This is a genomic window from Corynebacterium sp. HMSC05C01, from assembly GCF_001807155.1.
In the GTDB taxonomy this organism is placed as follows: domain Bacteria; phylum Actinomycetota; class Actinomycetes; order Mycobacteriales; family Mycobacteriaceae; genus Corynebacterium; species Corynebacterium coyleae.
The window spans coordinates 25,733-51,214 of sequence record NZ_KV787954.1; the positions used below are offsets into that span (position 1 = coordinate 25,733).

Consider the following 25,482-nt stretch of genomic DNA (forward strand, 5'->3'; position numbering starts at 1 on the left):
CTAGCCGGTGTTACGGCTTGATCTTCTTAAACGCCTTGCGCACTTCGCGCACGGTGTCGTCGTAATCGCGAAGCGACGCCTCGCCGCGGTCGAGTTCGCGCTGGTAGAGCATGCCGTAGGAGAAGGTGTCCTCGCCGCGCTCGCGGGCTTGTCGTGCAAGACGCTCGATGCGGTCGCGTGAGGTCACCGCGTCCTGGAAGTCACCCAACTGGCTTTGCAGCGCCTTGCACGCCTTGGCCAAACGCCCTGCCTTCAGACCAGCTTCCTGGGCTGCGACTGCGGAGTAGCGCAGCTTCTTCGCGGCCTTGCGCACGTCGTGGACGTACTCCTCGCGCTCGTGCAGCGGCAGGGTGGTGTCGTCGTAGTATTCGGCGACCTTTTTGTGGCGCTTCTTCAACTTCTTGTAGCCGCGCTTGAGGTGGTCGTAGAGGACCTCCTTGGATTGTTTCTTCTCCGACTTGGCACCATCGGCATCCCCAGCGCCGCCAGTAACCGCCACCGGCGGCTCCGCAAGCAACGCATCTACGGCATCCAGCAGCGACATGAACCGCTCGGAGTCCAGCATTTCCACAATGTCGGCGTGGGCGGCCTCGTAGTCGCGGCGCATGTCGTGTTCGATGTGGGTGCGCGCGGTGTCGTCGATAAGCCCAGACTCGTCGGAATCCAGCAGGGCGAGGAAACGCTCCTCCACAACCTCAGCGTCACGGGCGATGCCGAGCACGCCGGCGGAGAACTTCAGTTCGTCCTCCAACGTCGCAAGCGCTTCGCCTTCGAGGATGCCCTCGAACGTTTCCAGCAGGGAACGCATCTCGCGGGTGGCCACGCGCAGTTGGTGGACGGAATCGAAGTCATCGGCACGCACGCGTGGCTCCCAACCGACGATCGCATCGCGCTGTTTGCGTAGCGACGACACCACCGCCGCAGCCGGCGTCCCCTCCTCAACTTCGCCTTGGACGTGTGGGGGCAGGGGAGCGGACTTGATCGAATCCCCAAGCGCCGTGGCCAACTTCGACGGCGAGGAGGACTTGCGCGCGCCCGCAGAGATCAGGAAAGACCCTGCCTGGGTAATCAGGTCATCGCCCGCCTCGGTGTCCGCAAGGGCGTCGGCGAGTTCGAGCTCCCATTCGCGCCAGTTCGTGCGCTCACCACCTGGAAGCAGCGACCAGGCGGTGACGTGGTCGTCGCAAAACTCCGCAACAGGGCCGCCCTCGCCTGCAAGCGTGATCTCTACGCGGCGGTTATCCACCTGGGCGATCGGCTCTAGCGGTTCCGTGCGCACAATGGCACGAACTTCCGAAAGGAGGGCTTCGGGCACGGTCGTTGGGTCGTCGAGAGGCATGCGCACCTCCTTGCGGCCACCTTCCTGCGGCAACTTCATGTGCCAGCCGTCATCCGAACCGCCGGTGCGGCGACGCAGCGTGATCTTGGAACGCGTCAGGCGTAGATCCGCAGTGTCGTAGTAGACCGCGGACAGGTTGTGCTCCTGCGTGGACTCAATCGACGTCACCCCCGGCAGTTGGATGAGATCTGGAATGCCGGTGTCCTCGTCCACCGCCAACTTGATCTCCACCTCAAGGAAGTTCTGGGGTGTCTGTTCAGCCTGTTCGGACATGGTGCGTGTGTTCTCCTCACCGACGCGGGTTCGACATGTGATCGACGCAGTTTCAGCGCATGTAATGCCTCCGAGTCTAGCGCGCACGCCGATTTGCGCTTGGCCCGTTTTCGAATCGCGGCGCCCGCTACAGTTATGTGCCATGAGCGCCCAAACCGACAACGTGCTGCGACTCGTCGAGCAGCAAGACATTGCCTTTATCCGCCTATGGTTCACCGATATTTTCGGCTCGCTGAAAACGGTGATGATGTCGCCTGCGGAACTCGAGAGTGCTTTCGAGGAAGGCGTGGGGTTTGACGGTTCTTCCATCGAAGGCTTCTCGCGGGTCTCTGAATCGGACACGTTGCTGCGCCCGGACCCGTCGACGTACCAGCCGTTGCCGTTTGACGAAGATTCCGGCCTACAGACCGCTCGCATGTTTTGCGACATCACCATGCCCGACGGCGGTCCGCTGTTTGCAGATCCGCGCCAGGTACTACGCCGCCAGATGAATAACGCCCGCGACATGGGATTCGAGTTTTTGGCTAGCCCCGAAATCGAGTTCTACGTGGTCAAACCCGGCCAGGGCGACCAGCCACCAACCCCTGCGGACAAGGGCGGCTACTTCGACCAAGCCAAACGCAACGAGGCCCCGCGCTTGCGTCGGATGGCGGTATCCGCGCTGGAGTACATGGGCATTGTCACCGAGTTCTCCCACCACGAGGGATCCCCAGGCCAGCAGGAGATCGACCTGCGCCACACCGACGCGCTGACCATGGCGGACAACATCCTGACCTTCCGCTATCTGGTCAAGACCGTCGCGGAGATCAACGGGGTGCACGCAACATTTATGCCTAAGCCGTTCGCGGACCTTGAAGGCTCGGCGATGCACACGCACTTCTCCCTGTTCGAAGGCGACACTAACGCGTTCCACGATCCTGATGACGAAATCAGCCTGTCTGCCACCGGCCGCCAGTTCATCGCCGGCATCATCGAGCACGCCAGCGAAATCTCCGCGGTGACCAACCAGTGGGTGAATTCGTACAAGCGCCTCCAGTTCGGCTCCGAGGCACCCACCGCCGCGACCTGGGGCATTTCGAACCGTTCCGCGATGGTGCGCGTGCCCACCTACCGCCTGCACAAGGCGGAATCGCGCCGGGCGGAGGTGCGCTCGCTGGATTCGGCCTGCAACCCATACCTGGCATACGCAGCCATCCTCGCCGCTGGCCTGAAGGGGATCGAGGAAGGCTACGAGCTCGACGAGCCAGCACGCGACGACGTGTTCGCGCTGACCCGCCGCGAGCGCCGCGCCATGGGGTACCGGGACCTGCCGACCTCGCTCGATCAGGCGTTGCGCCACCTGGAGCGCTCCGAGTTCATGGCCGAGGTGCTTGGCGAGCAGGTCTTCGAATTCTTCCTACGTGCAAAATGGCAGGAGTGGCACGAGTACACCTCGAAGATCACCCCGTGGGAGATCGAAACCGGGATTGATCTGTAGTGAAGCCCGCGAAACTTGGCCTGACCAGCCCGCGCGCCGCCGAGGACTTAGCCGAGCTCGGTTTTGATGCCGAGGAGCTTGGCTACACGTTGGCGGGTGCCGCGGATCCGGATCTGGCGCTCAACAACGCTTACCGCTTGCATGAGGCACTGGATTCGTGGGACGAGCTGCTTGCCGAACTGCGCGCGAACTCGATTTTCCGCACGCGCTTCTTCGCGCTGCTCGGCGGCTCGACAGCGCTGTCGGATCACCTCATTGCCAACCCTGAGCAGTGGCGTTTGCTTTGCGACGACCTCCCGTCCCGCCCCGACATGTTCCGCACCATGCTCGGCGCGGTTGGCGTGGATGCGGACGGGCCGGGCCTGTATAGGGCTGAGGTGGGTGAGGTTGGCGTCGCAAAGCAAAAGCTCCGTACAGCCCACCGCAACCTCGTGATGCGCGTTGCAGCCGCAGACCTGGCCGGCACTTTCGCCGCGGTGAAGGGCTTCGGCGAGGGCGAGCCGATGACGTACGCCTACACCACGGACCGGCTCACGGACCTGGCGGACGCGGCGCTGACGGCTGCGCTTGCGGTCGCGGTGCGGGAAGTCTACGGCGACGAGGACATCGACGCTGACCTGGCCGTGATCGCCATGGGCAAGTGCGGCGCGTGGGAGCTGAACTACATCTCGGATGTGGACGTCGTGTTCGTCGCCGAGCCTGTGACCACCAAGATCACGCGCGTGGCCAGCGAGATGATGCGCATCGGCTCCGCCTGCTTCTTCGAAGTGGACGCGAACCTGCGGCCCGAAGGGGCAGCCGGAGCCCTGGTGCGCACGCTTGATTCGCACGTGGCGTACTACAAAAAGTGGGCGCAGACCTGGGAGTTCCAGGCACTGCTCAAGGCCCGTCCGATGACCGGATCGATGGACCTGGGCCAGGCGTATTCGGACGCGTTGTCGCCGCTGGTGTGGGAGGCGTCCCAGCGCGACTCCTTCGTCGAAGACGTCCAGGCCATGCGCCGCCGCGTGCTGGAAAACGTGCCCGCAGACGTGCGCGACCGTGAACTCAAGCTCGGCCCCGGTGGGCTGCGGGACGTTGAGTTCGCCGTGCAACTGCTCCAACTCGTGCACGGGCGTATCGACGACACCCTGCGCGCCCGCAACACCCTCGAAGCCCTCGCCGACCTGGCCAAGGGCGGGTACGTGGGCCGCGAGGACGCCAAAGTGCTCACCGATGCCTACGAGTTTTTACGCCTGCTCGAGCACCGTCTCCAACTGCAGCGGTTCAAGCGCACCCACCAACTGCCAGATGCCGATGACGAGAAGCGCAACCGGTGGCTCGCCCGCGCCGCAGGCTTCTCAGCCGGGCCACGCGGTACCGCCCCTGAGGCGATGAACCGGCATCTCAAGGCCATCCGCCACGAGGTGGCCACGCTGCACGAGCGTCTCTTCTACCGCCCGCTGCTGGACGCCGTGGTGGACCTCACCGTCGGTGAAGCAACACTTTCCGCCGCCGGTGTGAAGGACCAGTTGGCAGCCCTGGGCTACCGCCACCCGGCGCGCGCGTTTGACCACCTGACCGCGCTGATCAAGGGCACCTCCCGCAAGGCGAAACTGCAGGAGATCCTGCTGCCCACACTCATGCACTGGCTGGCCGACACCGCCGATCCCGACCAGGGCCTACTCAACTACCGCAAACTCTCCGAGGCAGCGGTGGATCGCAGTTGGTTCTTGCGCATGCTTCGCGACGAAGGCGTGGCCTCCCAACGCCTCATGCACATCCTCGGCACCTCCCCGTACACCTCCGACCTGATCATTTCCGCACCTGACGTGGTGAAACTGCTTGGGGATGGCTCCGCCGGTCCGCGCCTGCTTGAGGTGGCTCCGGATCAGGTGCATAAGGCGATCATTGCCTCGGCGAAGCGCCACCAAGCCGACCCGGAGAAAGCGGTGTCGGTGGCGCGTTCCCTGCGCCGGGCCGAGTTGGCCCGTATCGCTGCGGCTGATCTGCTGGGCCTGATGGAGGTACGCCAGGTCTGTCTGGAACTGACGTATGTGTGGGACGCGGTCCTTGAGGCCGCGCTGCAGGCAGAGGTGTATTCGACCACTGCCGCCGCTGGTCTCGACGAGGCCCCCGCACGAATCGCAGTGATCGGGATGGGCCGGCTTGGCGGCGCCGAGTTGGGCTACGGCTCTGACGCCGACGTCATGGTGGTCACCGAACCAGCAGACGGCGTCGACGAAACAGAAGCCATCGCTTGGGCCACGAAGGTGCTCGACCAGATCCGTACCCGCCTGTCCAAACCATCCGGCGACCCGCCGCTGGAGGTGGACCTGGGTCTGCGCCCCGAGGGTCGCTCCGGACCGGTGACGCGCACCATTGCCTCCTACGTGCGTTACTACCGCGAGTGGGGCGAAGTCTGGGAGCACCAAGCACTCCTTCGCGCCAACGTCGTCGCCGGCGACCGCGAGGTAGGGGAGCGCTTCCTTTCGGCCATCGCCGAGTTCCGCTACCCCGAGGCCGGCGCAACACCTGCCGATATTCGCGAGATCCGCCGCATCAAAGCCCGCGTGGATAACGAGCGCCTGCCCCGTGGCGCCGACCGGGCCACCCACACCAAACTTGGCCGCGGCGCACTTGCCGATGTGGAGTGGACCGTCCAACTGATCACCATGGCGCACGCGCATCGTCATCACGAACTGCGCACCCCGTCCACACTTGACGCACTGGACTTCCTCGTGGAGCTCGACGACCCCGAGGTGCTTTCCGCCGACAAGGCGCGAACCCTGCGCACCGCGTGGCTCACCGCGACCCGCGCCCGCAACGCCATTGTGCTCGTCTCCGGCAAGCGTGAGGACCAGCTCCCCGCACCGGGCCCGCAACTGGCTCAGGTCGCTGGCTCTGCCGGATACGACCCCGACGACCAGCAAGAGTTCCTCGAGGACTACCTGCGTATCACCCGGCGCGCCCACCGCGTGGTGGAGGAAGTGTTCTGGGGCGAAAAGCAGTCCTTGGAATTCGACTAGGCGCGGCGGTTGCGGAATCAATAAGCTCTGTGGGCATGGCAGTGAACATGACTATCGACCTTGACAACGCAACCTTCGCCGACCTCGTCGCACTCGTCGACGCCGCCCGCGTCGCCGGCATCGACCCGTCCGCAAAGCTCGAACTCGACGACACGACGCTTAACGTCACCGTCGAGCCGAGCCCGCGCCGGGCATCCACACCGGAGCAGCCGAAGGAGCGCTCGGTGGCACCGCTTGGCGACGCCGCAATCCGCTCCGTCGTGGACATCCTCACCGGCCGCCAGGAGCCCCCGCGCCACTAGCACCCCGGCACCGCCGCAGCACCCCGCCGGTGCGCGCTCACGCGCCACCGCCCCCGGCGCCCCGGCACCGCTAACGCGCCACCGCCCCTCCAACGTTCATATGCAGGGCTCGATATGCGTAAGTCCTGGTCACGGCTTTGGAGATACCTTTCGGGCCGTTTTCCCAATTTTGCGCTGACCTGCAGTTACGCATATCGAGCCCTGCATATGAACGAATCGAGGCCCCACGACCGCACCAAAGTGCGGCTTTCCGGGCCTGCCGACGCTGAACGTAAATGCCCATTCCGACCAAGGGCATACACCGATCACGTAGACTGCCCGGCGTGGACTTCATTTCGACGCGCGACGCAACTGCCCAGGCCCGTTCCTTCACTGACATCCTGCTCACCGGCTTAAGTCCGGACGGCGGGCTGTTTATGCCGGCGGTGTACCCGACACTTTCGCCGGCGCTTCTCGACGAGTGGCGCACCCTTTTGGCCAACGACGGCTACGCCGCACTTGCCGCAGAGGTATTGAAGCTGTTCGTCGATGACATCCCGGCAGCGGACCTTGAGGCGATTGCCAAGCGTGCGTACCGCACCCCGGTGTTCGCGGACGAGGAGATCGTGCCGGTTACGCGTCTGAACGACGGCTTGCACATCGCGCACCTCTCCGAAGGTCCGACCGCTGCGTTTAAGGACATGGCGATGCAGCTGCTCGGCGAGCTCTTCGAGTACGAACTCGGGCGCCGCGGCGAAGAGATCAATATTCTGGGCGCGACCTCGGGCGATACCGGCTCGTCGGCCGAGTACGCCATGCGTGGCCGCGACAACATCCGCGTGTTCATGCTCACCCCGGCCGGGCGTATGACCCCGTTCCAGCAGGCCCAGATGTTCGGCCTGGATGACCCGAACATTTTCAACATCGCGCTCGACGGCGTTTTCGATGATTGCCAGGACGTGGTCAAGGAAGTCAGCGCGGACGCGGAGTTTAAGTCGAAGTACTCGATCGGCGCGGTCAACTCCATTAACTTCGCGCGTTTGCTTGCGCAGGTGGTGTACTACATCGCCACATACCTCAAGACGACGAAGACGAACGAGGAGCAGGTTTCGATCTGCGTGCCTACCGGTAACTTTGGCAACGTGTGCGCAGGCCACATTGCCAAGCAGATGGGGCTGCCGCTTGATCGCCTGATCGTGGCGACGAACGAGAACAACGTCCTGCACGAGTTCTTCACCACCGGTGATTACCGCCCGCGTTCCGCAGCCGACACGTACGCCACCTCGTCGCCGTCGATGGATATTTCCAAGGCGTCGAACTTTGAGCGCATGATCTTCGACGCGCTGGACCGCGACGCGGACACCACCCGCGAGCTCTTCGGCACCAAGGTCAAAGAGGGCGGCTTCGCGCTGGACACCGATACGCTTGAGCGCATCACCGACAAGTACGGTTTCGGCTCGGGCACCTCGACGCATGCGGACCGCATTGCCACGATCAAGCGCATCAAGGACGAGTACGGCGTGGTTATTGACCCGCACACCGCCGACGGCGTGTTCGTGGCGCAGCAGCTGGCAGACAGCGTAGAAACTCCCATTGTTGTGCTGGAGACTGCGCTGCCGGTGAAATTCGCGGATACCATTGTGGAGGCAATTGGCGAGCTTCCGGAGGTGCCGGAGCGCTTCGCCGCGATTATGGACGCCGAGCGCCATGTTGTGGATCTGCCGAATGACGCCGAGCAGGTCAAGGCATTCATCGCCGACGCAATCGAGCGCACGGACGTCTAGGAAAGGATCCCCACCGATGGCACAAGAGCAGTTCGCAGGTCCTGAGCAGTACACGGAGTTCGATCCGGAGAAGTTCCTGCGCGACATCAAGATCCAGGCCGAGGAAGCCGCCAAGGGTGACAAGTTTTTTCTTGACGACGACACCGACGCCGAAAACTCCGACGCCGACAAGTAAGGCTCGCGCTTGACCTTCCCTGAACATCAGGCAGGCGGCGACAACCTGGCGCGGCGCTACCAGCCGGAGGATGGCCAGCAGTGGCAGTTCCCGGACATGCCCGGCGTGCCCGGCGTGCCCGGCACGCCCGCGCAGCCTGCTCTGTCTGCGCCGCCCACTCAGCGGCGTACGGGTTTGCGGACCGGTGGGTGGATTACGGTGATCGTCGCAACGCTTGCTGCTGTTGCGATGGTGGTGTGGCTCGGGCTGACCACGAGCCAATTCCCAACTCCCACGGTGGAGGAGCGCCACGCGCTTGAGCGTGTGCAAACGCCGGATGAGGCTCCGCCTGCACCGGTGGAGGAGAGCAATGTGCTCGTGCCTGCGTTCGCGCCGTGGGCGCCGGGTACGCGCATTCAGTCCACGGACCATTACCCGGAGCCGGGTGAGCACTTCACCGCTCAGTCGTGCACTGCAGCGTTCTCGTTTACTGGCGCTGACGGCCGAGCCTATGCCGTGACTGCGGGCCACTGCGGGCGTGCGGGTGACCTTGTGTGGCCGACGAATGCGGAGACCGCCTTCGACTACGCGCACGAGGTGGGCAAGTTCATCTATTCCGGCATGTACGGCGACGCGAATGAGGAAACGAGAGGTATCGATGTTGGCATCATCGAGATCACCGATGCCGAGCGGTTCATGGATGTCGTTGGTGCTCCGATCGCAACCGGTATCGCCAAGGACCTGCACGATCTCGACCGCGTGTGCAAAACCGGCGCGACCACCGGCTACACCTGCGGCAAGTTTGAGGCGACCCAGCGTGTGCAGATCGTGAACCTTGACGACGACGCCGAGGCCCAAACCCACGGCGACATCGCCTCCGTCTGCGCCGCTTCGGGCGACTCGGGCGGGCCGGTGTTCACCGAGATCAACGGCCGGGCCACGGTCATCGGAGTGGTCTCAGGCACCGAGGCTGGCCGTGCGGGGGAGGAGTGTTTCGAAGGCATGGAAGATCCGCTGCTGATGAGCTACTCCAACATCAACCAGGTGATGGCCGTGATCAACCACGTCGTGCCTGACGCAGATCTCGTGCCCCAGCGCTGGTAGTTAGCGCTCGAGGCCCCACTTCTCGTTGAACGCCTCACCGGCGGGGAACGTCTTGGTGGACCTGCCGTCCTTCTTGTCGTTATCCACCACGATGACCTCGTCGTCGTAGTAGCCGAAGAACGCGATGCGGTCGATCTCGTCGGGGCGGTTGAGTTGCTTCCACTGCCGCTCGAGTTGCTTCGCGTCGTAGCCGGTTGCTTCCGCGTCGGTCCAGATCAACCTGATTTCGTGGAAGTTGTTCTGGGCGGGGTAGACGGCGAAGGACGCGGAGTCAGCGCCTTGGGCCACCGCGAAATCGAAGGTGTTTTGGATGGTGGTAGCGGGTATCGTCGCAAAGCAAAAGCCCCAGAAGTTCACCCGCATGCCGTCTGGGGTGGTCAGCTCGAGCGTGTCCAGGCAGTTTTGCTCGAGCAGGCGTGAGACGTGGCCGGCGAACTCGGTGGAATCGCTCATGACGTACTCGGCGAGATCGCCACGCGCCATCACACCAGTGTTGGTTTTGCCTACCTGCAGGTTCTGGATCAGGTGGGGGCGCACACTCGCCGCCACATTGGAAGGATCGGCCGGGGCCGGGTTAAACGGGCGCACCGGTTGTGGCAGGGACGCCTCGGTGCTTTCCGCGTCTGCGGTGTATCGCAGCCCGAACACGGCCCCCACCACCGCGGCGACGACGAGTGCGCCGTAGACCGTGACAAACACCGGCGTGGGCACGCGCTGCAGGAAGGTGCGCGTGGGCTGTTCGGGTTCGGTCACGGAAGTGCTCATATCGGAAGGGATTGTACACTCGCACCCATGCCTATCCCGGAGTTCATTGTGGAGACCCGTAAAAAGATCGGCACCGACCTGATGTGGGTGCCAAGCGTGTGCGCGGTGGTGTTGCGCGACTCGGCCGACACCTCCGACTGGGCGGTGCCAGACGTGCTGCTCGTGCGCCGCGCCGACAATGGGAACTGGACCCCGGTGACCGGCATCGCGGACCCGAGCGAAGAGCCTCACATGGCCGCGGTGCGCGAAGTGCTCGAGGAGACCGGTGTGGAAGTCGAGCCGGCGGCAATCCTCGGCGTTGGCGTGGTTGGCCCGGTCACGCACGACAACGGGGATAAGGCGACGTACATGTCGGTGCAGATTCGTTGCGAGGCTACAGACCCCACCGCCGTGCCCATCGTCGGTGACGACGAGTCGATCGAGGTCGGCTGGTTCCCGATTTCCAACATGCCGGTGACCGACCCGAAGTGGCGCCTGACCATCGCCGATGCCGCAGCGCAGCGCCGCCACCCAGGCAGCTTCACCCCGCGCATGGGGCTGAAGAAGCGGTGAGATTCGGCGTCGACGTCTCCGAATACCAACGAGGCTTCGACTTCACCGGCTTCGACTTCGCCATCATCCGCACCACGGACGGCACCTACCGCGACCCGTGTTTTGAGCAATTGCTTCTCGACGCCACCACCGCCGGCTGCGACACCTCCATCTACCACTTTCTCCGCGCCCCCTCAGAGGGCACGACGATCGAGCAGCAGGTGGAGGTGGCGTGTGAGGTGCTCGTCGATACGCAATTGCCCATGTGGCTCGACGTGGAGTCACCCGCGGGGCTTACGCTTGACGACGTCCACACCGCTGTAGAGTGCTTCACCCAAGCTGGCGTGGAAGTGGCCGGAGTTTACACCAACGCCTGGTACTGGCGCCGGCACATGGGGCTGGCCAGCCCTGCACAGTTTGGGGAACTGTGGCTCGCGCACTGGGGCGACAACACCGTGACGGACCCGGCGCAGTTGGGGAAGTGGCCGCGCCCGCTCGGGTTCCCGGAACCCGCGGTGTGGCAGTTCACCTCCCGCGGGCGCGTTGGCGGGATCGAGGTCGACCTTAACGTGGCGCGCTAGGCCGCCATCTGGCGCGCAGCCTTCGAGGTCTGGGGCGTCTGCGTCGACTGCGAGTTGTTGTCCCGGCGACCTTCGATAACCCAACTGATAAACCTGCTCGAGCACACCGTCCAGTGAGCGAGCAGCAGGAACGGAATTGCCAAGGCAACGGCGTCCAGCCACTGCGATCCGTTGACCAAGGCAACTTGGTGGCCGCCCATGCTCACCGTGCCCGGCGGGAAGGTGCACGACCACCAGGCGGGGGAGTACTGCGCCCAGCGTGCGACGTTGGGGTAGAAGGTGACCATGGCGTAGATGGCCAGCGGGATGGACAACATAAGCGCCACGTAGCCGTAGTGGACCGAGAAGTAGCCGGGGTAGAGGATCTGCAACGCGGTAGTGGATTGGCCGATCACGCCGAGCGGCACCCATGCGGTCGCAGAGTTCGGGCCCGACAGATCAACCTCACCGTGCCAGGCAGCCCAGTAGACGCGCATGAACACCGGCACTGCGGTCAGCAGCGACATGAAGAAAAACACTGTGCCCATGACGTGGTAAATCTGCCCGTAGTCGCGGGCCAGCCAGCCGGCCACAGACGCGGAGATCATCGGGCCGACAAGCGGCAGCCCCCACGTAAACCGTGGTTTTCCTTCGAATCGCGTGAGTTGGATCGCCCAGGTCAAGGTGGTGACGGGCGCGCCGATCCAAAAGCCGACCAGGCGGTACACCGGCACATCCGTCAACCCAGACAGTGCGGCGCCGAGCGCGAGGATTCCGATGAAGAACATCGACCATTCCGCCATTGAGGTGCGTTTGAAGCTCGGCTGGCGGTATGTGACAAAGCCAACCACCAATACAACGAGGATTGCGGAGGCGATCGCTGCGAAGATGCTCGCGCCAAGCATCATGTTCTTTTCGACGAGCAGTCGCGACACGATCGACGTACCCATGAGGCTGCCGCCCCATGCGGGGCCGGCCGGAGGAAGTTGGCGGAGCTTGTTCATCACCCCATGTATGGTAATCCCTTTTGTTGTACCTGGCCATTCGGCAGTTCGGGATACTCATCCTCTGGCACGCGCAGGATGTCGGCGACACTACCGATGTTATGTGAAGTTATGTGGTTTGTGTGGAGTTGTGTACTTTGTGTGGAGTTGTGTGGTTTGGGTGTTTTCCCACGTCAAACGGATACGATCCAAATCGCTACCGCCACTCTGGACACTAAAGTGCAGCGGCGCCGAAGAGCGAACCCACCGCAAAAGTCATCGCTAGGCCGAGTGTTCCACCGACGACGATGCGCAGAACCGGGCGGAGCACCGGGGAATCGCCAAGCTTTGCCGACAGTGCGCCGGTGAGTGCAAGCGCAACGAGCGTCACAGCGAAGATCGACACAATGCGGACGGACTCCGGCGCCAGTATCGCGGTCACAAATGGCAGCACCGCACCCAAGATGAACGACAGGAACGACGCGATACCGGCTGACCATGGATTGACCTGCTGGTGCTCCGCAAAGCCCATGGAGCGCTCCGAGTCGCGTTGCGACGACACCGAGACGTATTCGCCAAGCGCCATCGACACAGCACCACCAACGACGGCGGCCAAACCGGACATGGCAATCGTCGTCTGATTCGCGGTCGCGCCCGCTACACCCACGACGACAGCCGCCGTGGAGACAATGCCGTCGTTCGCGCCAAGGACGGCCGCGCGGAGGCGGTTGAGCCGCTCGCTGGTGCCAGGCTCAACGTGCTGCATCGGGTGCAGGTCGTACACCACCGGGCAGTCGGCGGAGCAGTCATTGGGGCGTGCCATCAGATCAGTCATAGCGCCCACTATGAACCCATTGTTTTGCCTGCGCAAGCATGTATAGCCTGACCTTCCGCAGGTCAGGCTATACAAAGTTATCTAAGGCTTAGCGGAGAACGAGGCTATTTCAGCCACCATCGAGCCGCTGTTTTGCCTCTGATTTAGCAGTCGAAGTACATCTCGAATTCCTGCGGCGTTGGGCGCAGGCGCACCGGGGTGATCTCGTTGTCGTACTTCAGCTTGATGTAGGTCTGAATGAGATCCTCGGTGAACACGTCGCCCTCGGTGAGGAAGTCATGGTCAGCCTCAAGCGCCTGCAGGGCAGCCTCAAGCGAGGTCGGTGCCTGCGGGATGTCCTTGGCCTCTTCTGGTGGCAGTTCGTAGAGGTCCTTGTCCACCGGGGCGTGCGGCTCGATGCGGTTCTTGATGCCGTCGATACCTGCCATGAGCATGGCTGCGAAGCCGAGGTAAGGGTTGCCCGACGGGTCCGGTGCGCGGAACTCGATGCGCTTCGCCTTCGGGTTCGCACCCGTGATCGGGATGCGGATGGCAGCGGAACGGTTGCGCTGGGAGTACACCAGGTTGATCGGGGCCTCGAAGCCCGGCACTAGGCGGTGGTAGGAGTTCAGCGTCGGGTTGGTGAAGGCGAGTACGGCACCTGCGTGCTCGAGCAGGCCGCCGATGTACCAGCGGGCGATGTCGGACAGGCCACCGTAGCCGGACTCGTCGTAAAACAGCGGCTCGCCGTCCTTCCACAGCGACTGGTGGGCGTGCATGCCCGAGCCGTTGTCACCAGCGAGCGGCTTCGGCATGAACGTGACGGTCTTACCGAACTGGGTGGCAGTGTTCTTCACGATGTACTTGAAGTCCTGCAGATCATCCGCCGCATGCAGCAGGGTGTTGAAGCGGTAGTTGATCTCCTGCTGGCCGCCGTTGCCCACCTCGCGGTGGAAACGCTCGATCTCAAAACCGGATTCAGCCAGGTTGCGCACCATCGCGTCGCGCACCTCGACGGTCTTGTCGTGCGGCGGGACGGGGAAGTAGCCACCCTTCACACGGTTCTTGTAGCCCAGGTTCGGGCCGCCATCGACGTCAGCCTCGGCACCACGGTTCCACCAGCCTTCTTCCGCGTCGATCTCGTAGAACGCAGTATGGGCGTCCACCTCGTAGCGGATGGAGTCGAACAGGTAGAACTCGGCCTCGGCGCCAATCGAGCAGGTGTCTGCGATGCCGGTGGAGCGCAGGTACTCCTCGGCCTTCTTGGCTACGTTGCGCGGGTCGCGCGAGAACGGTTCGTGGGTGAACGGGTCGTTGACAAAAAACTTCACGTTTAGCGTCTTCGAGCCACGGAACTGGTCGAGCTTCGCGGTGGCCAGGTCCGGCATGAGCGTCATGTCGGACTCTTCGATCGTGGTGAAGCCGCGGATGGAGGAGCCGTCGAAAGCGAGGCCCTCTTCCATCACGTCTTCGTCGAACATGGAGGCCGGGATGGAGAAGTGGTGTTCGATGCCGGGCACGTCGGTGAAGCGCACGTCAACGAATTCCACCCCCTCGTCGACAATGAACTTTTTAACGTCTTCGATGTTGTCGAAGGACACGGGCGGTACTCCTCGTCGGTCGGCTGTCATAAGCGGTTACAAGTGTAGACCTGTACACCGCTAGGCTCATAGAGTATGGCTGCTAATCGACGACCTGACTGGCGCAACGGCCCAGAAATCCCTAATCAATTCAACGGCGAGGACCATCTGCCGTCCTATCCGGGGGAGTTCCTCGGCATGCCGGAGAAAGGTGCCGGCTCGCAAGCATCGGTGGCGCGACGCATGGGCGGGGTGCTCATCGACTGGACAATCTGCGCGATCGCCGCATCCCTGATCACCCAGAACACCTCAGCGTTGGGGGACAAGTACACGCTGACCTACCTGCTGTGGATCGTGCTGGGAATCCTGGGAGGCTGGTTGTTCGCCCGCACCCCAGGTATGGCTGCGCTCGGCATGGGGGTGGCGCGTGTAGACGAAGAAGCGCCGGTGGGACTGTGGCGCGCAGCGTTGCGCACCGTCCTCACCGGCTTCGTGTTGCCCGCAGCGCTTGTCGACGCCGACGGGCGCGGCATGCATGACCGCGCCACCACCACAACAGTGATCCGCTCCAGGTAGCGAGCGGATCATCGGGGGGATTCGGGGGTTACTTTCCGCCCTTGCGCTCTTGCATACGGCGCATCTTGCGGTTCATACCCGCCATGTTCTGTGCCTGCTTTGGCAGTGGACCACCCGGCAGGCCCGGCATCTGGCCGTTGCGTGCGCGTGAATCCATTGCGTCCAACTTCGCTGCGAGGTTGTATACCTCGTTCTTCTGGTAGTTCTTCGGCAGCTTCAGCAGGTGCTTCTGCAGGTCGCGGGTGCGCACCTGGTCTTCGCCTTCACCGACATACACCTCGTAGATCGGTACACCAGCCAGCAGACGGTCGACGCGCTTGTGCTCCTTGGACATCAGGGCCTTCAAACGGTTCGGGTTACCCTCGCCGACCAGGACCACACCCGGGTTGCCCACCACGCGGTGGACGGTGTCCATGGAAGTATTCGCCTGCACGCCGGTCTTAGTCAGCCACACGATGCCCATCGTGTTGCGCATGTTCTCCAGCGTCCAGCCGGCAGCGCCTGGGGTGTCGCCGACCTCTTCGTACATGGAGCGCTCCAGGCGGCGGGAGAAGACAAACATTGCCAGCACGGCACCCAGAACGAGGCCGAAGACGAGCCAGAGCCACTTCATGCCCCACCACAGGCCGAGGAGGAAGAATAGCAACCCGACGCCGAGCACACAGGCCAGCATGATCGGGATAAGCGCCTTGTCGCGCTTGCGCTGAATATTAAACGCCTGGACGATTTGCCCGCGCGTTGCCTTGCTCTTCGCGCGCTTCGCCGCGCGTTGTTCCTGTTTCGCAGCCTTTGCGGCTGCCTTGTCCTGCGTCTTAGCCATGGCCAATACTGTATGCCACAGCTAAGACGCGGGCCAAAGACCCCTAACGGGTCTCTACAGGGTGGTCCTCAGACGCGCCGTACTTCTTCAGCAGCGACGAGGCTTCCTGCGCGGTCTCACCCTGAGACGTTTCCGCGAGGTGCTTCAGGTTCTCCGGCAGTTCGAGCCCACGGTGCTTCATTGCTTCCACGTAGAGCTTGCCTGCACGGTAGGAGGAGCGGACCAGCGGGCCGGACATGACAGCTCCGAAGCCCATCTCGTAAGCAGCGTCGCGGTACTCGATGAACTCTTCCGGCTTCACCCAACGATCGATCGGGTGGTACGTCGGACCTGGGCGCAAGTACTGCGTAATGGTGATGATGTCGCAGCCGACATCAACAAGGTCGTTGAGTGCCTCCAGGACCTCTTCACGGGTCTCACCCATGCCGAGGATGAGGTTGGACTTGGTGATCAAACCGAAGTCACGTGCCTGGCGGATAACGTCCAGAGATCGCTCGTAACGGAACGCCGGACGGATGCGCTTGAAGATGCGCGGGACAGTCTCCAGGTTGTGGGCGAAGACCTCAGGGCGTGCTTCGAACACTTCCTGGAGCAGATCCGGCTTGCCGGAGAAGTCCGGGGTGAGATTTTCCACGCCCGTGTGTGGGTTGAGTTCGTGGATCTTGCGAACGACCTCTGCGTAGAGCCATGCGCCCTCGTCTTCGAGGTCGTCGCGGGTCACACCGGTGATGGTGGAGTAGTTCAGGTTGAGGCTCTTAACCTCTTCTGCCACGCGACGCGGTTCGTCGCGGTCCAACGGATCCGGTTTGCCGGAGGCGATGTCACAGAAATCGCAACGGCGCGAGCAACGCGATCCGCCGATGAGGAACGTTGCCTCACGCGATTCCCAGCACTCGTGAATATTGGGGCAGCCGGCTTCCTGGCACACGGTGTGCAGCCCCGCTCCCTTGACCTTTTGCTTCATGTCCTCGTATTCGGGACCGGTCTTTACAGAGTTGCGGATCCAGCGTGGTTTCTTCTCAATTGGTGTCTGCGAGTTGCGCGCCTCAACGCGCAGCAGCTTGCGTCCTTCTGGTGCTACAGTCACGCCCCCTACCGTACATGTTTTGTCAAACCCTTCGACGGGTCCGGCCGAGTGGCAAACGTATGGTCCGCAACCACCAGTTCACCAGCCAAAGCTCGCTTGAGTTCGGGCACGACAGGGCCAGCCATATCGGCAGGCGAGATGTCGCGTCCGAGTTCGAGCGACATGGTGGTCACGTCGGCGTCGTCGATACCGCAGGCGACGATGTGTTCGTAGTGTTCGAGGGTGTTGTCGCAGTTCAGGCTCAGCCCGTGCATGGTCACGCCACGGGTGATACGGATGCCAAGTGCTGCGATCTTGCGCTCACGTGTCGAGGCCTCAGGGGAGGCCGCCTTGGTTTCAGCGGGTACCCAGACGCCCGAGCGGCCGTCGATACGCCCTGCGGTGGTCACCCCGGCTGCCCGCACGGTTTGAATGAGGGCTTCTTCGAGGCGGCGCACATAATCGACGACGTCTACCGGCTCGGCCAACTTAATAATCGGGTACACCACGAGTTGGCCTTCGCCGTGCCAGGTGATGCGACCGCCACGGTCCACCGTCACAACCGGGACGGGGTAGGAAGCATCCGGCATATCCTCTGGTTGGGTGCGCTTGCCGGCAGTGAATGTGGAGGGGTGCTCCAACACCAGGATGGTGTCGCCCACCTCGTCCTTGGCGCGCTGCGCGGCAATCTCGGCCTGAAGGTCCCAGGCCTGCTGATAGTCCACGAGCCCCAGCTCGCGCACGTCAATGGGCGAGTCTGAGGCTCGGATGGACTTCTCGGCGGGGAAAAACGGGTCACGTGGCGCAGTCATGCGCCCAACCCTAGTCCCCGGCAGAGATGTGTACTACACGCCGTTAGCGGCGCCGTACTCGTCGGCGGTCATGAGCGGGCCGACCTCTTCGACCTCAACCTCGTAGAGCCAGCCTTCGCCGTACGGGTCGTTGTTGATGGCCTCATACGCGCCGTCGATGTCCTCGTTGACAGCGGTGACCGTGCCGGTGACCGGGGAGTACAGATCAGAGACCGACTTGGTGGACTCGATCTCACCGCAGGTTTCGCCTGCGGTGACGGTGTCGCCGACCTGCGGCAGTTCCGCGAACACAACCTCACCGAGGCGGTCAGCAGCGACGTGGGTGATGCCCACGCGTACGGTCTGGCCAACGGCGGTGTCCGGGGTGGCGTTGATCCACTCGTGGTCCTCGGAGTAGTAGAAATCCTGCTTCAGAGCCATAGTTATGCGTCCTCTCGGGTGTAAAACGGGGTTGCTGCAATAGTAAACGGGTAGCGGCGTCCGCGGATATCAACTTCCACTTCGGTGCCCACTTCCGTGTGTGCCGGATCCACATGTGCGAGTGCGACCGGGTAGCCCAGCGTCGGCGAAGGCTGGCCAGAGGTGACCACGCCGATCTTGTCCTCAGTACCCGCCAGGTACACCTCGGCGCCCTGACGTGCGGCACGGCGCTGCTCAGACGTCAGACCAGCGATAACGACGCTTGGTTCACGACCGGTGAGCGCCTGCTTACCGACGAAGTCCGCCTCCTTCTTTGCAAACGCACGGCCCATCCCGGCCTCCACCGGGGTGATGTCGGTGGTCAATTCGTTGCCGTAGAGCGGCATGGATGCCTCGAGACGCAGCGAGTCACGTGCAGCCAGACCGCACGGGGTACCGGAGCCGATGACGGCGTCCCACACGGCAACGGTGTCTTCGGCCGCGCAGAACAGTTCGAAGCCGTCTTCACCGGTGTAACCGGTGCGGGCGACAAACACGTCGACTCGCTTCGCATCGTCGACTGTTGTGTCGTTCGAGCGAAGCGAGAACCAAGCGCCGGAGTAGTACTCAAGCGCGCCAGCATCGCCGTCCAGCAGCGGGTTGAGCACCTCGAGGGAGCGCGGACCCTGGACGGCAACCAGGCCGGTGGCTTCGGAGTCGTTGCGCAGCTCGACGTCGAAGTCCCCCTTGCGTGCCTCGAACGCCGCCCATACGGCTGCGGTGTTGCCAGCATTGGGCACAACCATGAAGTGGTCGTCGTCGAAGCGGTAGGTGATCAAGTCGTCGAGGATGCCGCCGTTTTCATCGACAATCATCGAATACTTCGCCTTGCCCACCTTCAGGATGGACATGTTGGAGATCAACGCGTAGTCCAAAAACGCTGCAGCATCCGGGCCCTTGACGTCAATTTCGCCCATGTGGGACAGGTCGAAAATGCCAACGTCGTTGCGCACCGCGCGGTGCTCTTCCAACTCGGAGGCGTACTTCAGCGGCATGGTCCAGCCACCGAAGTCGGTGAAGGAGGCGTTGAGCGCCTCGTGCTTAGCAAACAGGGGAGTCTGTGGCATGGGTGTTCTCCTTACTCCTAGTTGTCGGTGCCGTTAGTGTCGTCGGTGATATCGAAGGCCTCCGGCGGCGGGCATGCGCACTGGAGGTTGCGGTCGCCGAATGCTTCGTCAACACGACGCACTGGCGGGAAGTACTTCTGGTGGACGAGACGATCCACCGGGTAGGCGGCCTGCTCACGGGTGAACTCGTACGGCCACTCGTCACGGGCCACGCTGTGCGCGGTGTACGGCGCGTTGTGGACCACGGACTTTTCGTACTCGATCTTGCCGTCGATGATCTCCTGGATCTCCGCACGGATGGAGCGCATTGCCTCGATGAAGCGGTCGATCTCAGCCAGGTCCTCGGACTCGGTCGGCTCCACCATGAGCGTGCCCGCAACCGGGAATGCCAGGGTAGGGGCGTGGAAGCCGTAGTCCACGAGGCGCTTGGCCACATCGGCGGCGGTCACACCGGACTGATCGGTGAGTTCGCGCAGGTCCAGGATGCACTCGTGGCCGACAAGCCCGTTGTTGCCGGTGTAGAGGACCGGGAAGGAGTCGTTGAGTTCCTTCGCAATGTAGTTCGCGTTCAGCACCGCGTGTGCCGTGGCACTGCGCAGTCCTTCCGCACCGGACATGGCGATGTAGGACCAGGAAATCGGCAGCACACCAGCCGAGCCAAACAGGGTGGAGGCCACCGGCACGCCAGCCGAGCCGTCGATCTCCGCAGCGGCCTGCTCCAGCGGCACGTTCGGGTTGGACGGCAGGAACGGGATGAGGTGCTCGGCCACACCGATCGGGCCAACGCCCGGACCACCGCCACCGTGCGGGATGGTGAACGTCTTGTGCAGGTTCAGGTGAGACACGTCGCCGCCGAAGTCACCCGGGCGGGCGATGCCGGTCAGGGCGTTCATGTTCGCGCCGTCGATGTAGACCTGGCCGCCAGCCGCATGCACCTTGTCACAGACCACGCGAACGTCTTCCTCGTACACGCCGTGCGTGGAGGGGTAGGTGAGCATGATGGCTGCGACGTGGCCTTCGTGCTTGGCCAGCTTCTCGTCCAAGTCGTTGATGTCGATGGAACCATCGGCAGCAGTCTTGACGACGACCACCCGCAGGTTCGCCAGCGTCGCCGACGCCGCATTCGTACCGTGCGCCGACGCTGGAATCAGGCAGATATCGCGCTCGGTGTCGCCGTTGGCCACGTGGTAGCGACGGATCGCCAACAGACCGGCCAACTCGCCGTTCGCACCGGAGTTCGGCTGGACGGACACCTCGGCGTAGCCGGTGATTTCGACCAGCCAGGAGCGGATTTCGTCGATAAGTTCGCGCCATCCCTCGGTGTACTCGTCCGGGGTGAAGGGGTGCACGTTGGCAAAATCAGGCCAGGTAATCGCCTCAAGGCCCGCGGTCGGGTTGAGCTTCATCGTGCAGGAACCCAGCGGGATCATCGTGCGGTCCAGCGCCAGGTCCTTGTCGCCGAGTTCGCGGATGTAGCGCATCATCTGGGTTTCAGAGTGGATGCGGTTAAACGTCTCGTGGGTGAGGAACTCGGTCTTACGTGCGAGTGCCGCCGGGATACGAGACTCGCCGGTTGCAGCCTCAGCGCCGAAGCCGGCCAGCAGCGCCGCAACATCCGCATCCGTGGTGTCCTCGCCGAAGGACACACCGACAGTCTTGTCGTCGATCGCGCGGACAAGGTAGCCGGCCTGCGCAAGCTTGTCGACGACGCCACGCGCCCTCTCAACCTCCACCGCAACAGTGTCGAAGAACTCAGCATGCTTGACCTTCACGCCAGCCTTCTCAAGAGCGGCAGCAAAATCCGTCGCGCGCTGGTGAATCGCGCGAGCGATCTGCGTCAGCCCGTCCGGACCGTGGTAGACCGCGTACATCGACGCCGTCACCGCCAGCAGTGCCTGAGCAGTACAGATGTTGGACGTCGCACGCTCACGGCGAATGTGCTGCTCACGCGTCTGCAACGCCAGGCGGTATGCGGGGTAGCCCTCCGCATCCTTGGACACGCCAACGAGGCGGCCCGGCATCTGACGCTGCAACTTCTCGCGCACAGCCATGTAGGCGGCGTGCGGGCCACCGTAGAACAGCGGCACACCCAAGCGCTGGGTGGTGCCGATTGCGATATCCGCACCGAACTCACCAGGGGACTCCAACAGCGTCAGCGCAAGAATGTCCGCGTCAACCGCAACCAGGCCGCCACGCTCGTGGATCGCCTCGATCACCGGACGCGGATCCGCAACGTCGCCCTCGGTACCCGGGTAGGCAAACACCGCGCCCACCAGGTCCTCGCCGACAACACCCTCGGTGAGGTCAACAACCTCAACCTCAAGATCAATCGCACGGGCGCGCTCTGCAGCCACGTTGATCACCTGCGGATGCAAACGAGCATCCAACAGCACACGGCGACCCTTCTTCACCACACGAGCCATCAGGCCAACTGCTTCCGCGGCGGCCGAGGCTTCGTCGAGAAGCGAAGCGTTCGCAATATCCAAACCAGTCAGATCCTGCACCATGGTCTGGAAATTCAGCAGCGCCTCCAGGCGCCCCTGAGAAATCTCCGGCTGATACGGGGTATACGCGGTGTACCAGCCAGCATCCTCCACCACACCACGACGAATCACCGGTGGCGTGAGAGTCGAGTTAAAGCCCTGGCCATAGAACGCGCGCAAGACCTTGTTCTTGCCAGCCAACTCACGCAGACGAGCCTGAGCCTCGTACTCCGTAAGCGCATCCGGCAGATCAAGCGGCTGCTCAGCCAGGATCCCGCCTGGCACCGCTGCAGCAATCAGCGCATCGATACTTTCGTAACCCAGCGCGTCCAGCAACTGCTGCTGTTCATCCTGGTTTGGGCCAATATGACGGGAAATGTAATCCAACTGAAGGCTCCTTATCTCGGGGCGTACGAGCACGCCCAAGCATAGCGGGCAAACACGTCCGTGACACCCACCAATAAGACAAAGCAGTCTATCGGGGTTAGAACTCCCTCACGTCCGCTGCACCAAGCAACCACGTCACCGCAATCGCGCCGGGATCCGGCACATTCTTTGCGCTTTCGCCCAGGTAGGAGGCCCGACCCTTCTTCGCCTGCATACCGCGGGTGGACTTTGCGCCCTCGACGGCAGCTGCGAATACGTGCTCAAGAACGTCCTCCACAGTGGCAGCGCCATCGAGCGATTCGGCGGCCTTTGCGGCGGGCACGAGCGCGTCGATAAGCGTGTTGTCGCCCTCCTTCGCGCCACCAAGTTCGGTGATGGCCGCCACACCGTCTCGCAGGCCCTCAGCCAGCGCCTTGCCAAACGCAGCGCCGTCCGCGTCCCGCGAATCCACATTGGCGCGCTCAAACACGTCAGCCATCTCGCGGAAGAACGTGCCAAGCACCGCACCAGAGGTACCACCCGCACGAACCAACATCCGGTGGGCGAAGAAGTTCAGCACCTCAGGGTCGTTGCCCCGAATCGGGGTAGCCACGTCGCCGAAGGCCGCCTCCATGTTCTGGCCGAAGTCGCCGTCGCCTGCCTCGCGGTCCAGTGCCGTGAGATCGTCGTATGCGGCTGAGAGGCGCTCCACAAAGGCCGAAAGCCATACGTTTTCCCCACCGTTATCGGGCTGCTGCTCGTCGTCCGTCATGGTGGCGTCCGCATACTGCGGGTCACGCGCCAGACCAGGCCACGCCGGCGCCTGTGTCTCAGCGTCGAGCAAGTCGATGAGTTCATCGTCGAGCGCCGTCACCGTAAGCGAAATACCAGCCATGTTCAGTGACGTCACCAGCGAGCCACGCATTCCGCGACGCACCGTCACGCCACGATCCGACAGCTGTTTGAGCGCCTCGCCGAAGACCAGATCGAGCTCCAGCTCGCTTGTGCCACCCAGGCCGTTGACAAAGAGCATGGCGTCATCCACCTCAACGCCGTTGTCCTTGAGCGAGGCCAGCACCGCATCGAGGAGCTCCTCGACCAACGCCTTTGCCGACGGCTGCGACCCCGCCTGATCACGACGCTCCACACCCGGCTCACCGTGAATACCAACACCGACCTCAATCTGCCCCTCGTCGAGGTCGAACGTCGCGCGGTCACTCGTCGGGGAGTGGCCAGGCTGCAGCGCCACCGCCATGCTTCGCGACTGATCCGCCGCCCGCTGCGCAACCTCCGCAACGGCGCCGAGGTCGTCGCCACGAGCCGCAGCAGCACCCGCAATCTTCTCGACGATCACCGTCGCCCCCGTACCCCGCCTCCCCGGCGAGTCATCGTTATCGATCTCAGTGGCCACATCGTCAGCCACCAACACCTGCTTCACCTCCGCATCGGCGTGGTTGCCCGCCACGGTGAAGTTCATGACGTCGCCCGTGTAGTTCTTCACCACATGCACAACACCACGGCCACGATCTGCCCACTCCGTTGCCGCGCCAATCTGCACCGCGTTCGGGGACGTAAACAGCAGCCCCGGGCAAGCCGCGTCCAGCATCCCCTCGCCGACGAACCCGGCGTGCATCGGCTCGTGACCCGACCCGCCGCCGGAGATGACGGCGACGCGGGCGGGGGAGTCGTCGTCACGCAAAAGCCCCACGAACCCCTCGTTGTGCCACTCCGCAAAAGGATGCGCGGCCACAAGGCCGCCGAGTGCCTCGCGCATGAAATGTTCAGTGTTGTTGCGGAAAGATTTGAATGTGCCTGTCATGCGCGCCAGTGTAAACATAAAAAGAAGGCCCGGCACTGACATAAATCAGTGCCGGGCTTTCGCCTGCTAGAGGTTAGATATCGAGGTCAGCCTCGAAGTCACCCTCCTCGATGCGGTCCTTGATGGTCGTGACGAAACGACCAGCGTCCGCACCGTCGATCAGCTGGTGATCGTAGGTGAACGGCAGGTAGCACATCTGACGGATCGCGATGGAGTCAATGCCATCCTCGGTCACGATGACCGGGCGCTTCTCAATCGCAGCCGTACCCAGAATGCCAGCCTGCGGCGGTGTCAGCACCGGAGTATCCAGCAGCGCACCCTCGGAACCAATGTTGGTCACCGTGAAGGTTGCGCCAGACAGGTCGTCCGGACGCAGCTTCTTGTTGCGTGCGCGCTCGGCCAGGTCGGTGATCGCCTTCGCAATCTCCGCAAGGTTCTTCTTCTGCGCCTGCTTGATCACCGGCACCAGGAGCCCCATCGGGGTATCAACAGCGATACCGATGTTGACGTCCTCGTGGTAGGTGATCTCCTTCGCATCCGCGTCGTAGGAAGCGTTCACGTTCGGGTGGGACACAAGCGCCTCTGCCGTGGCCTTGATGAAGAAGGCCAGGTACGTGATGTTTGCGCCATGCTTCTCGACGAACGCCGGCTTCACCTTCTTGCGCAGCTCCGCCACACGGGTGACGTCGACTTCCTGCACGTGGGTGAGCTGAGCAGTGGTCTGCAGCGACTCGACCATCTTCGCAGCGGTGATCTCGCGGATGCGGTTCACACGCTGGGTGGTGCCGATGAGCTCCGCCTTCGCCGGATCCACAGACTTGGTGGACCAGTTAGCGCGCTCGCCCTTCGGCTGCTGCGTCTGCTCCTTCGTCGCAGACGCAGCGGTGGTGCCCTCAGCCTTACCACCCTCAGCGGCAGCCAGGACATCCTGCTTACGGATGCGGCCACCAACACCAGTGCCCTCAACCGTGTTCAGGTCAACGCCGTGCTTCTCAGCCAGCTTGCGCACCAGCGGGGTGACGTACGGGACGTTGTCGCCGTTGTTCACCTTCGCGGAAGCGTTCTTGGACTCGGTGGAAGCAGCCTTCGGAGCCTCCTGCTTCGGCTCTTCCTTCGGCTCCGGCTTCTTCTCTTCAGCCTTCTCCTCGGCCTTTTCTTCAGCCTCTTCGACCTCGGCTTCGTCTTCGTTGGAGTCGTCGGAGGAAGCAGCCGCGTCAGCGTCACCGATGACCACGATGACGTCGCCGACCTCTACGGTGTCGTCCTCTTCAGCGAGGATCTCGATGATGGTGCCAGCGACCGGAGACGGGATCTCAGTGTCGACCTTGTCGGTGGAGACCTCGAGCAGCGGCTCGTCGACC

The 25,482-nt window shown here is 63.2% G+C and carries 22 protein-coding genes; 9 read left to right on the forward strand and 13 right to left on the reverse strand.

All coding sequences use genetic code 11. The features are described 5' to 3' along the window. Window positions 1-10 precede the first annotated feature (10 nt). A complete protein-coding gene (locus HMPREF3145_RS04945; protein WP_070422141.1) occupies window positions 11-1,612 on the reverse strand; it encodes a CYTH and CHAD domain-containing protein in 1,602 nt (533 codons plus the stop codon). A 142-nt stretch (window positions 1,613-1,754) separates the two neighbouring features. On the opposite strand from HMPREF3145_RS04945, the gene HMPREF3145_RS04950 reads away from it, so the two are divergent. The 6 genes from HMPREF3145_RS04950 (at window position 1,755) to HMPREF3145_RS04970 (ending at window position 9,420) form a co-directional block, all read left to right on the forward strand. Beyond that, complete coding sequence (locus HMPREF3145_RS04950; RefSeq protein WP_070422142.1) at window positions 1,755-3,089, forward strand: glutamine synthetase family protein; 1,335 nt, start codon at window positions 1,755-1,757, stop codon at window positions 3,087-3,089. Then, complete coding sequence (locus HMPREF3145_RS04955) at window positions 3,089-6,097, forward strand: bifunctional [glutamine synthetase] adenylyltransferase/[glutamine synthetase]-adenylyl-L-tyrosine phosphorylase (protein WP_070422143.1); 3,009 nt, start codon at window positions 3,089-3,091, stop codon at window positions 6,095-6,097. The genes HMPREF3145_RS04950 and HMPREF3145_RS04955 overlap by 1 nt, the downstream gene beginning before the upstream one ends. 35 nt (window positions 6,098-6,132) lie before the next feature. After that, window positions 6,133-6,399: a hypothetical protein gene (locus HMPREF3145_RS04960; RefSeq protein WP_070422144.1), complete on the forward strand. Its 267-nt coding sequence runs from the start codon at window positions 6,133-6,135 to the stop codon at window positions 6,397-6,399. Window positions 6,400-6,722: 323 nt separating this feature from the next. Further along, window positions 6,723-8,162, forward strand: a complete 1,440-nt coding sequence (gene thrC, locus HMPREF3145_RS04965) for a threonine synthase (protein WP_070422145.1) — start codon at window positions 6,723-6,725, stop codon at window positions 8,160-8,162. Window positions 8,163-8,178: 16 nt separating this feature from the next. Next, complete coding sequence (locus HMPREF3145_RS11815) at window positions 8,179-8,337, forward strand: hypothetical protein (protein WP_168161888.1); 159 nt, start codon at window positions 8,179-8,181, stop codon at window positions 8,335-8,337. 9 nt (window positions 8,338-8,346) lie between these two features. Further along, window positions 8,347-9,420, forward strand: coding sequence for a S1 family peptidase (locus HMPREF3145_RS04970; protein ID WP_246817509.1), 1,074 nt, complete (start codon window positions 8,347-8,349; stop codon window positions 9,418-9,420). Here the strand turns inward: HMPREF3145_RS04970 and HMPREF3145_RS04975 are convergent, their stop codons facing one another. Continuing rightward, window positions 9,421-10,185, reverse strand: a complete 765-nt coding sequence (locus tag HMPREF3145_RS04975; protein WP_141740820.1) for a hypothetical protein — start codon at window positions 10,183-10,185, stop codon at window positions 9,421-9,423. Window positions 10,186-10,212: 27 nt separating this feature from the next. Between HMPREF3145_RS04975 and HMPREF3145_RS04980 the strand changes: the two genes are divergently transcribed. Together HMPREF3145_RS04980 and HMPREF3145_RS04985 are read left to right on the forward strand one after the other, a co-directional pair. After that, window positions 10,213-10,737 carry an NUDIX hydrolase gene (locus HMPREF3145_RS04980; RefSeq protein ID WP_070422147.1) on the forward strand — a complete coding sequence of 175 codons (525 nt, stop codon included), beginning with the start codon at window positions 10,213-10,215 and terminating at the stop codon, window positions 10,735-10,737. Beyond that, window positions 10,734-11,297 (forward strand): glycoside hydrolase family 25 protein, encoded by a 564-nt coding sequence (locus tag HMPREF3145_RS04985; RefSeq protein WP_070422148.1) that lies wholly within the window; start codon window positions 10,734-10,736, stop codon window positions 11,295-11,297. Before HMPREF3145_RS04980 ends, HMPREF3145_RS04985 begins: the two co-directional genes overlap by 4 nt. Here HMPREF3145_RS04985 and HMPREF3145_RS04990 read toward each other — a convergent pair. From HMPREF3145_RS04990 to glnA, 3 genes are all read right to left on the reverse strand, one after another. Next, a complete protein-coding gene (locus HMPREF3145_RS04990; protein WP_083279394.1) occupies window positions 11,294-12,280 on the reverse strand; it encodes a TDT family transporter in 987 nt (328 codons plus the stop codon). The two genes, HMPREF3145_RS04985 and HMPREF3145_RS04990, sit on opposite strands and share 4 nt — an antisense overlap. Window positions 12,281-12,494: 214 nt before the next feature. Then, on the reverse strand, window positions 12,495-13,025 hold the full coding sequence (locus HMPREF3145_RS04995) for a VIT1/CCC1 transporter family protein (protein WP_208856598.1): 531 nt from the start codon (window positions 13,023-13,025) through the stop codon (window positions 12,495-12,497). A gap of 212 nt (window positions 13,026-13,237) precedes the next feature. Beyond that, window positions 13,238-14,704 carry a type I glutamate--ammonia ligase gene (gene glnA, locus HMPREF3145_RS05000; protein WP_209272854.1) on the reverse strand — a complete coding sequence of 489 codons (1,467 nt, stop codon included), beginning with the start codon at window positions 14,702-14,704 and terminating at the stop codon, window positions 13,238-13,240. A gap of 45 nt (window positions 14,705-14,749) precedes the next feature. Between glnA and HMPREF3145_RS05005 the strand changes: the two genes are divergently transcribed. Continuing rightward, on the forward strand, window positions 14,750-15,229 hold the full coding sequence (locus HMPREF3145_RS05005; RefSeq protein ID WP_070422150.1) for an RDD family protein: 480 nt from the start codon (window positions 14,750-14,752) through the stop codon (window positions 15,227-15,229). Window positions 15,230-15,257: 28 nt separating this feature from the next. Here HMPREF3145_RS05005 and HMPREF3145_RS05010 read toward each other — a convergent pair whose 3' ends face one another. The 8 genes from HMPREF3145_RS05010 to sucB form a co-directional block, all read right to left on the reverse strand. Then, window positions 15,258-16,049: a DUF4191 domain-containing protein gene (locus HMPREF3145_RS05010; RefSeq protein WP_070422151.1), complete on the reverse strand. Its 792-nt coding sequence runs from the start codon at window positions 16,047-16,049 to the stop codon at window positions 15,258-15,260. 43 nt (window positions 16,050-16,092) lie between these two features. Then, window positions 16,093-17,136 (reverse strand): lipoyl synthase, encoded by a 1,044-nt coding sequence (lipA, locus tag HMPREF3145_RS05015; RefSeq protein ID WP_070422152.1) that lies wholly within the window; start codon window positions 17,134-17,136, stop codon window positions 16,093-16,095. Window positions 17,137-17,141: 5 nt separating this feature from the next. Beyond that, window positions 17,142-17,927, reverse strand: coding sequence for a lipoyl(octanoyl) transferase LipB (lipB, locus tag HMPREF3145_RS05020; protein WP_070422153.1), 786 nt, complete (start codon window positions 17,925-17,927; stop codon window positions 17,142-17,144). Window positions 17,928-17,960: 33 nt separating this feature from the next. Beyond that, window positions 17,961-18,347 carry a glycine cleavage system protein GcvH gene (gcvH, locus tag HMPREF3145_RS05025; RefSeq protein WP_070422154.1) on the reverse strand — a complete coding sequence of 129 codons (387 nt, stop codon included), beginning with the start codon at window positions 18,345-18,347 and terminating at the stop codon, window positions 17,961-17,963. 2 nt (window positions 18,348-18,349) lie between these two features. Then, on the reverse strand, window positions 18,350-19,453 hold the full coding sequence (gene gcvT, locus HMPREF3145_RS05030) for a glycine cleavage system aminomethyltransferase GcvT (RefSeq protein WP_070422155.1): 1,104 nt from the start codon (window positions 19,451-19,453) through the stop codon (window positions 18,350-18,352). 17 nt (window positions 19,454-19,470) lie between these two features. Next, window positions 19,471-22,323, reverse strand: coding sequence for an aminomethyl-transferring glycine dehydrogenase (gene gcvP, locus HMPREF3145_RS05035; protein WP_070422156.1), 2,853 nt, complete (start codon window positions 22,321-22,323; stop codon window positions 19,471-19,473). A 97-nt stretch (window positions 22,324-22,420) separates the two neighbouring features. Continuing rightward, window positions 22,421-24,121: a dihydroxyacetone kinase family protein gene (locus HMPREF3145_RS05040; protein ID WP_246817510.1), complete on the reverse strand. Its 1,701-nt coding sequence runs from the start codon at window positions 24,119-24,121 to the stop codon at window positions 22,421-22,423. A 73-nt stretch (window positions 24,122-24,194) separates the two neighbouring features. Further along, window positions 24,195-25,482: 2-oxoglutarate dehydrogenase, E2 component, dihydrolipoamide succinyltransferase (gene sucB / locus HMPREF3145_RS12005; RefSeq protein ID WP_246817512.1), on the reverse strand; the 1,288-nt coding region annotated here is incomplete at its 5' end.

Bases quoted from the DNA above. Each gene is read 5' to 3' on its own strand.
- HMPREF3145_RS04950 (WP_070422142.1), top strand. From the start codon at position 1,755: ATGAGCGCCCAAACCGACAACGTGCTGCGACTCGTCGAGCAGCAAGAC.
- gcvT (WP_070422155.1), bottom strand. From the start codon at position 19,453: ATGCCACAGACTCCCCTGTTTGCTAAGCACGAGGCGCTCAACGCCTCC.
- HMPREF3145_RS04980 (WP_070422147.1), top strand. From the start codon at position 10,213: ATGCCTATCCCGGAGTTCATTGTGGAGACCCGTAAAAAGATCGGCACC.
- gcvH (WP_070422154.1), bottom strand. From the start codon at position 18,347: ATGGCTCTGAAGCAGGATTTCTACTACTCCGAGGACCACGAGTGGATC.
- HMPREF3145_RS05005 (WP_070422150.1), top strand. From the start codon at position 14,750: ATGGCTGCTAATCGACGACCTGACTGGCGCAACGGCCCAGAAATCCCT.
- HMPREF3145_RS04995 (WP_208856598.1), bottom strand. From the start codon at position 13,025: ATGCAGCACGTTGAGCCTGGCACCAGCGAGCGGCTCAACCGCCTCCGC.
- HMPREF3145_RS04975 (WP_141740820.1), bottom strand. From the start codon at position 10,185: ATGAGCACTTCCGTGACCGAACCCGAACAGCCCACGCGCACCTTCCTG.
- HMPREF3145_RS05010 (WP_070422151.1), bottom strand. From the start codon at position 16,049: ATGGCTAAGACGCAGGACAAGGCAGCCGCAAAGGCTGCGAAACAGGAA.
- HMPREF3145_RS05040 (WP_246817510.1), bottom strand. From the start codon at position 24,121: ATGACAGGCACATTCAAATCTTTCCGCAACAACACTGAACATTTCATG.
- glnA (WP_209272854.1), bottom strand. From the start codon at position 14,704: ATGACAGCCGACCGACGAGGAGTACCGCCCGTGTCCTTCGACAACATC.
- lipB (WP_070422153.1), bottom strand. From the start codon at position 17,927: ATGACTGCGCCACGTGACCCGTTTTTCCCCGCCGAGAAGTCCATCCGA.
- HMPREF3145_RS11815 (WP_168161888.1), top strand. From the start codon at position 8,179: ATGGCACAAGAGCAGTTCGCAGGTCCTGAGCAGTACACGGAGTTCGAT.
- HMPREF3145_RS04945 (WP_070422141.1), bottom strand. From the start codon at position 1,612: ATGTCCGAACAGGCTGAACAGACACCCCAGAACTTCCTTGAGGTGGAG.
- HMPREF3145_RS04960 (WP_070422144.1), top strand. From the start codon at position 6,133: ATGGCAGTGAACATGACTATCGACCTTGACAACGCAACCTTCGCCGAC.
- HMPREF3145_RS04990 (WP_083279394.1), bottom strand. From the start codon at position 12,280: ATGAACAAGCTCCGCCAACTTCCTCCGGCCGGCCCCGCATGGGGCGGC.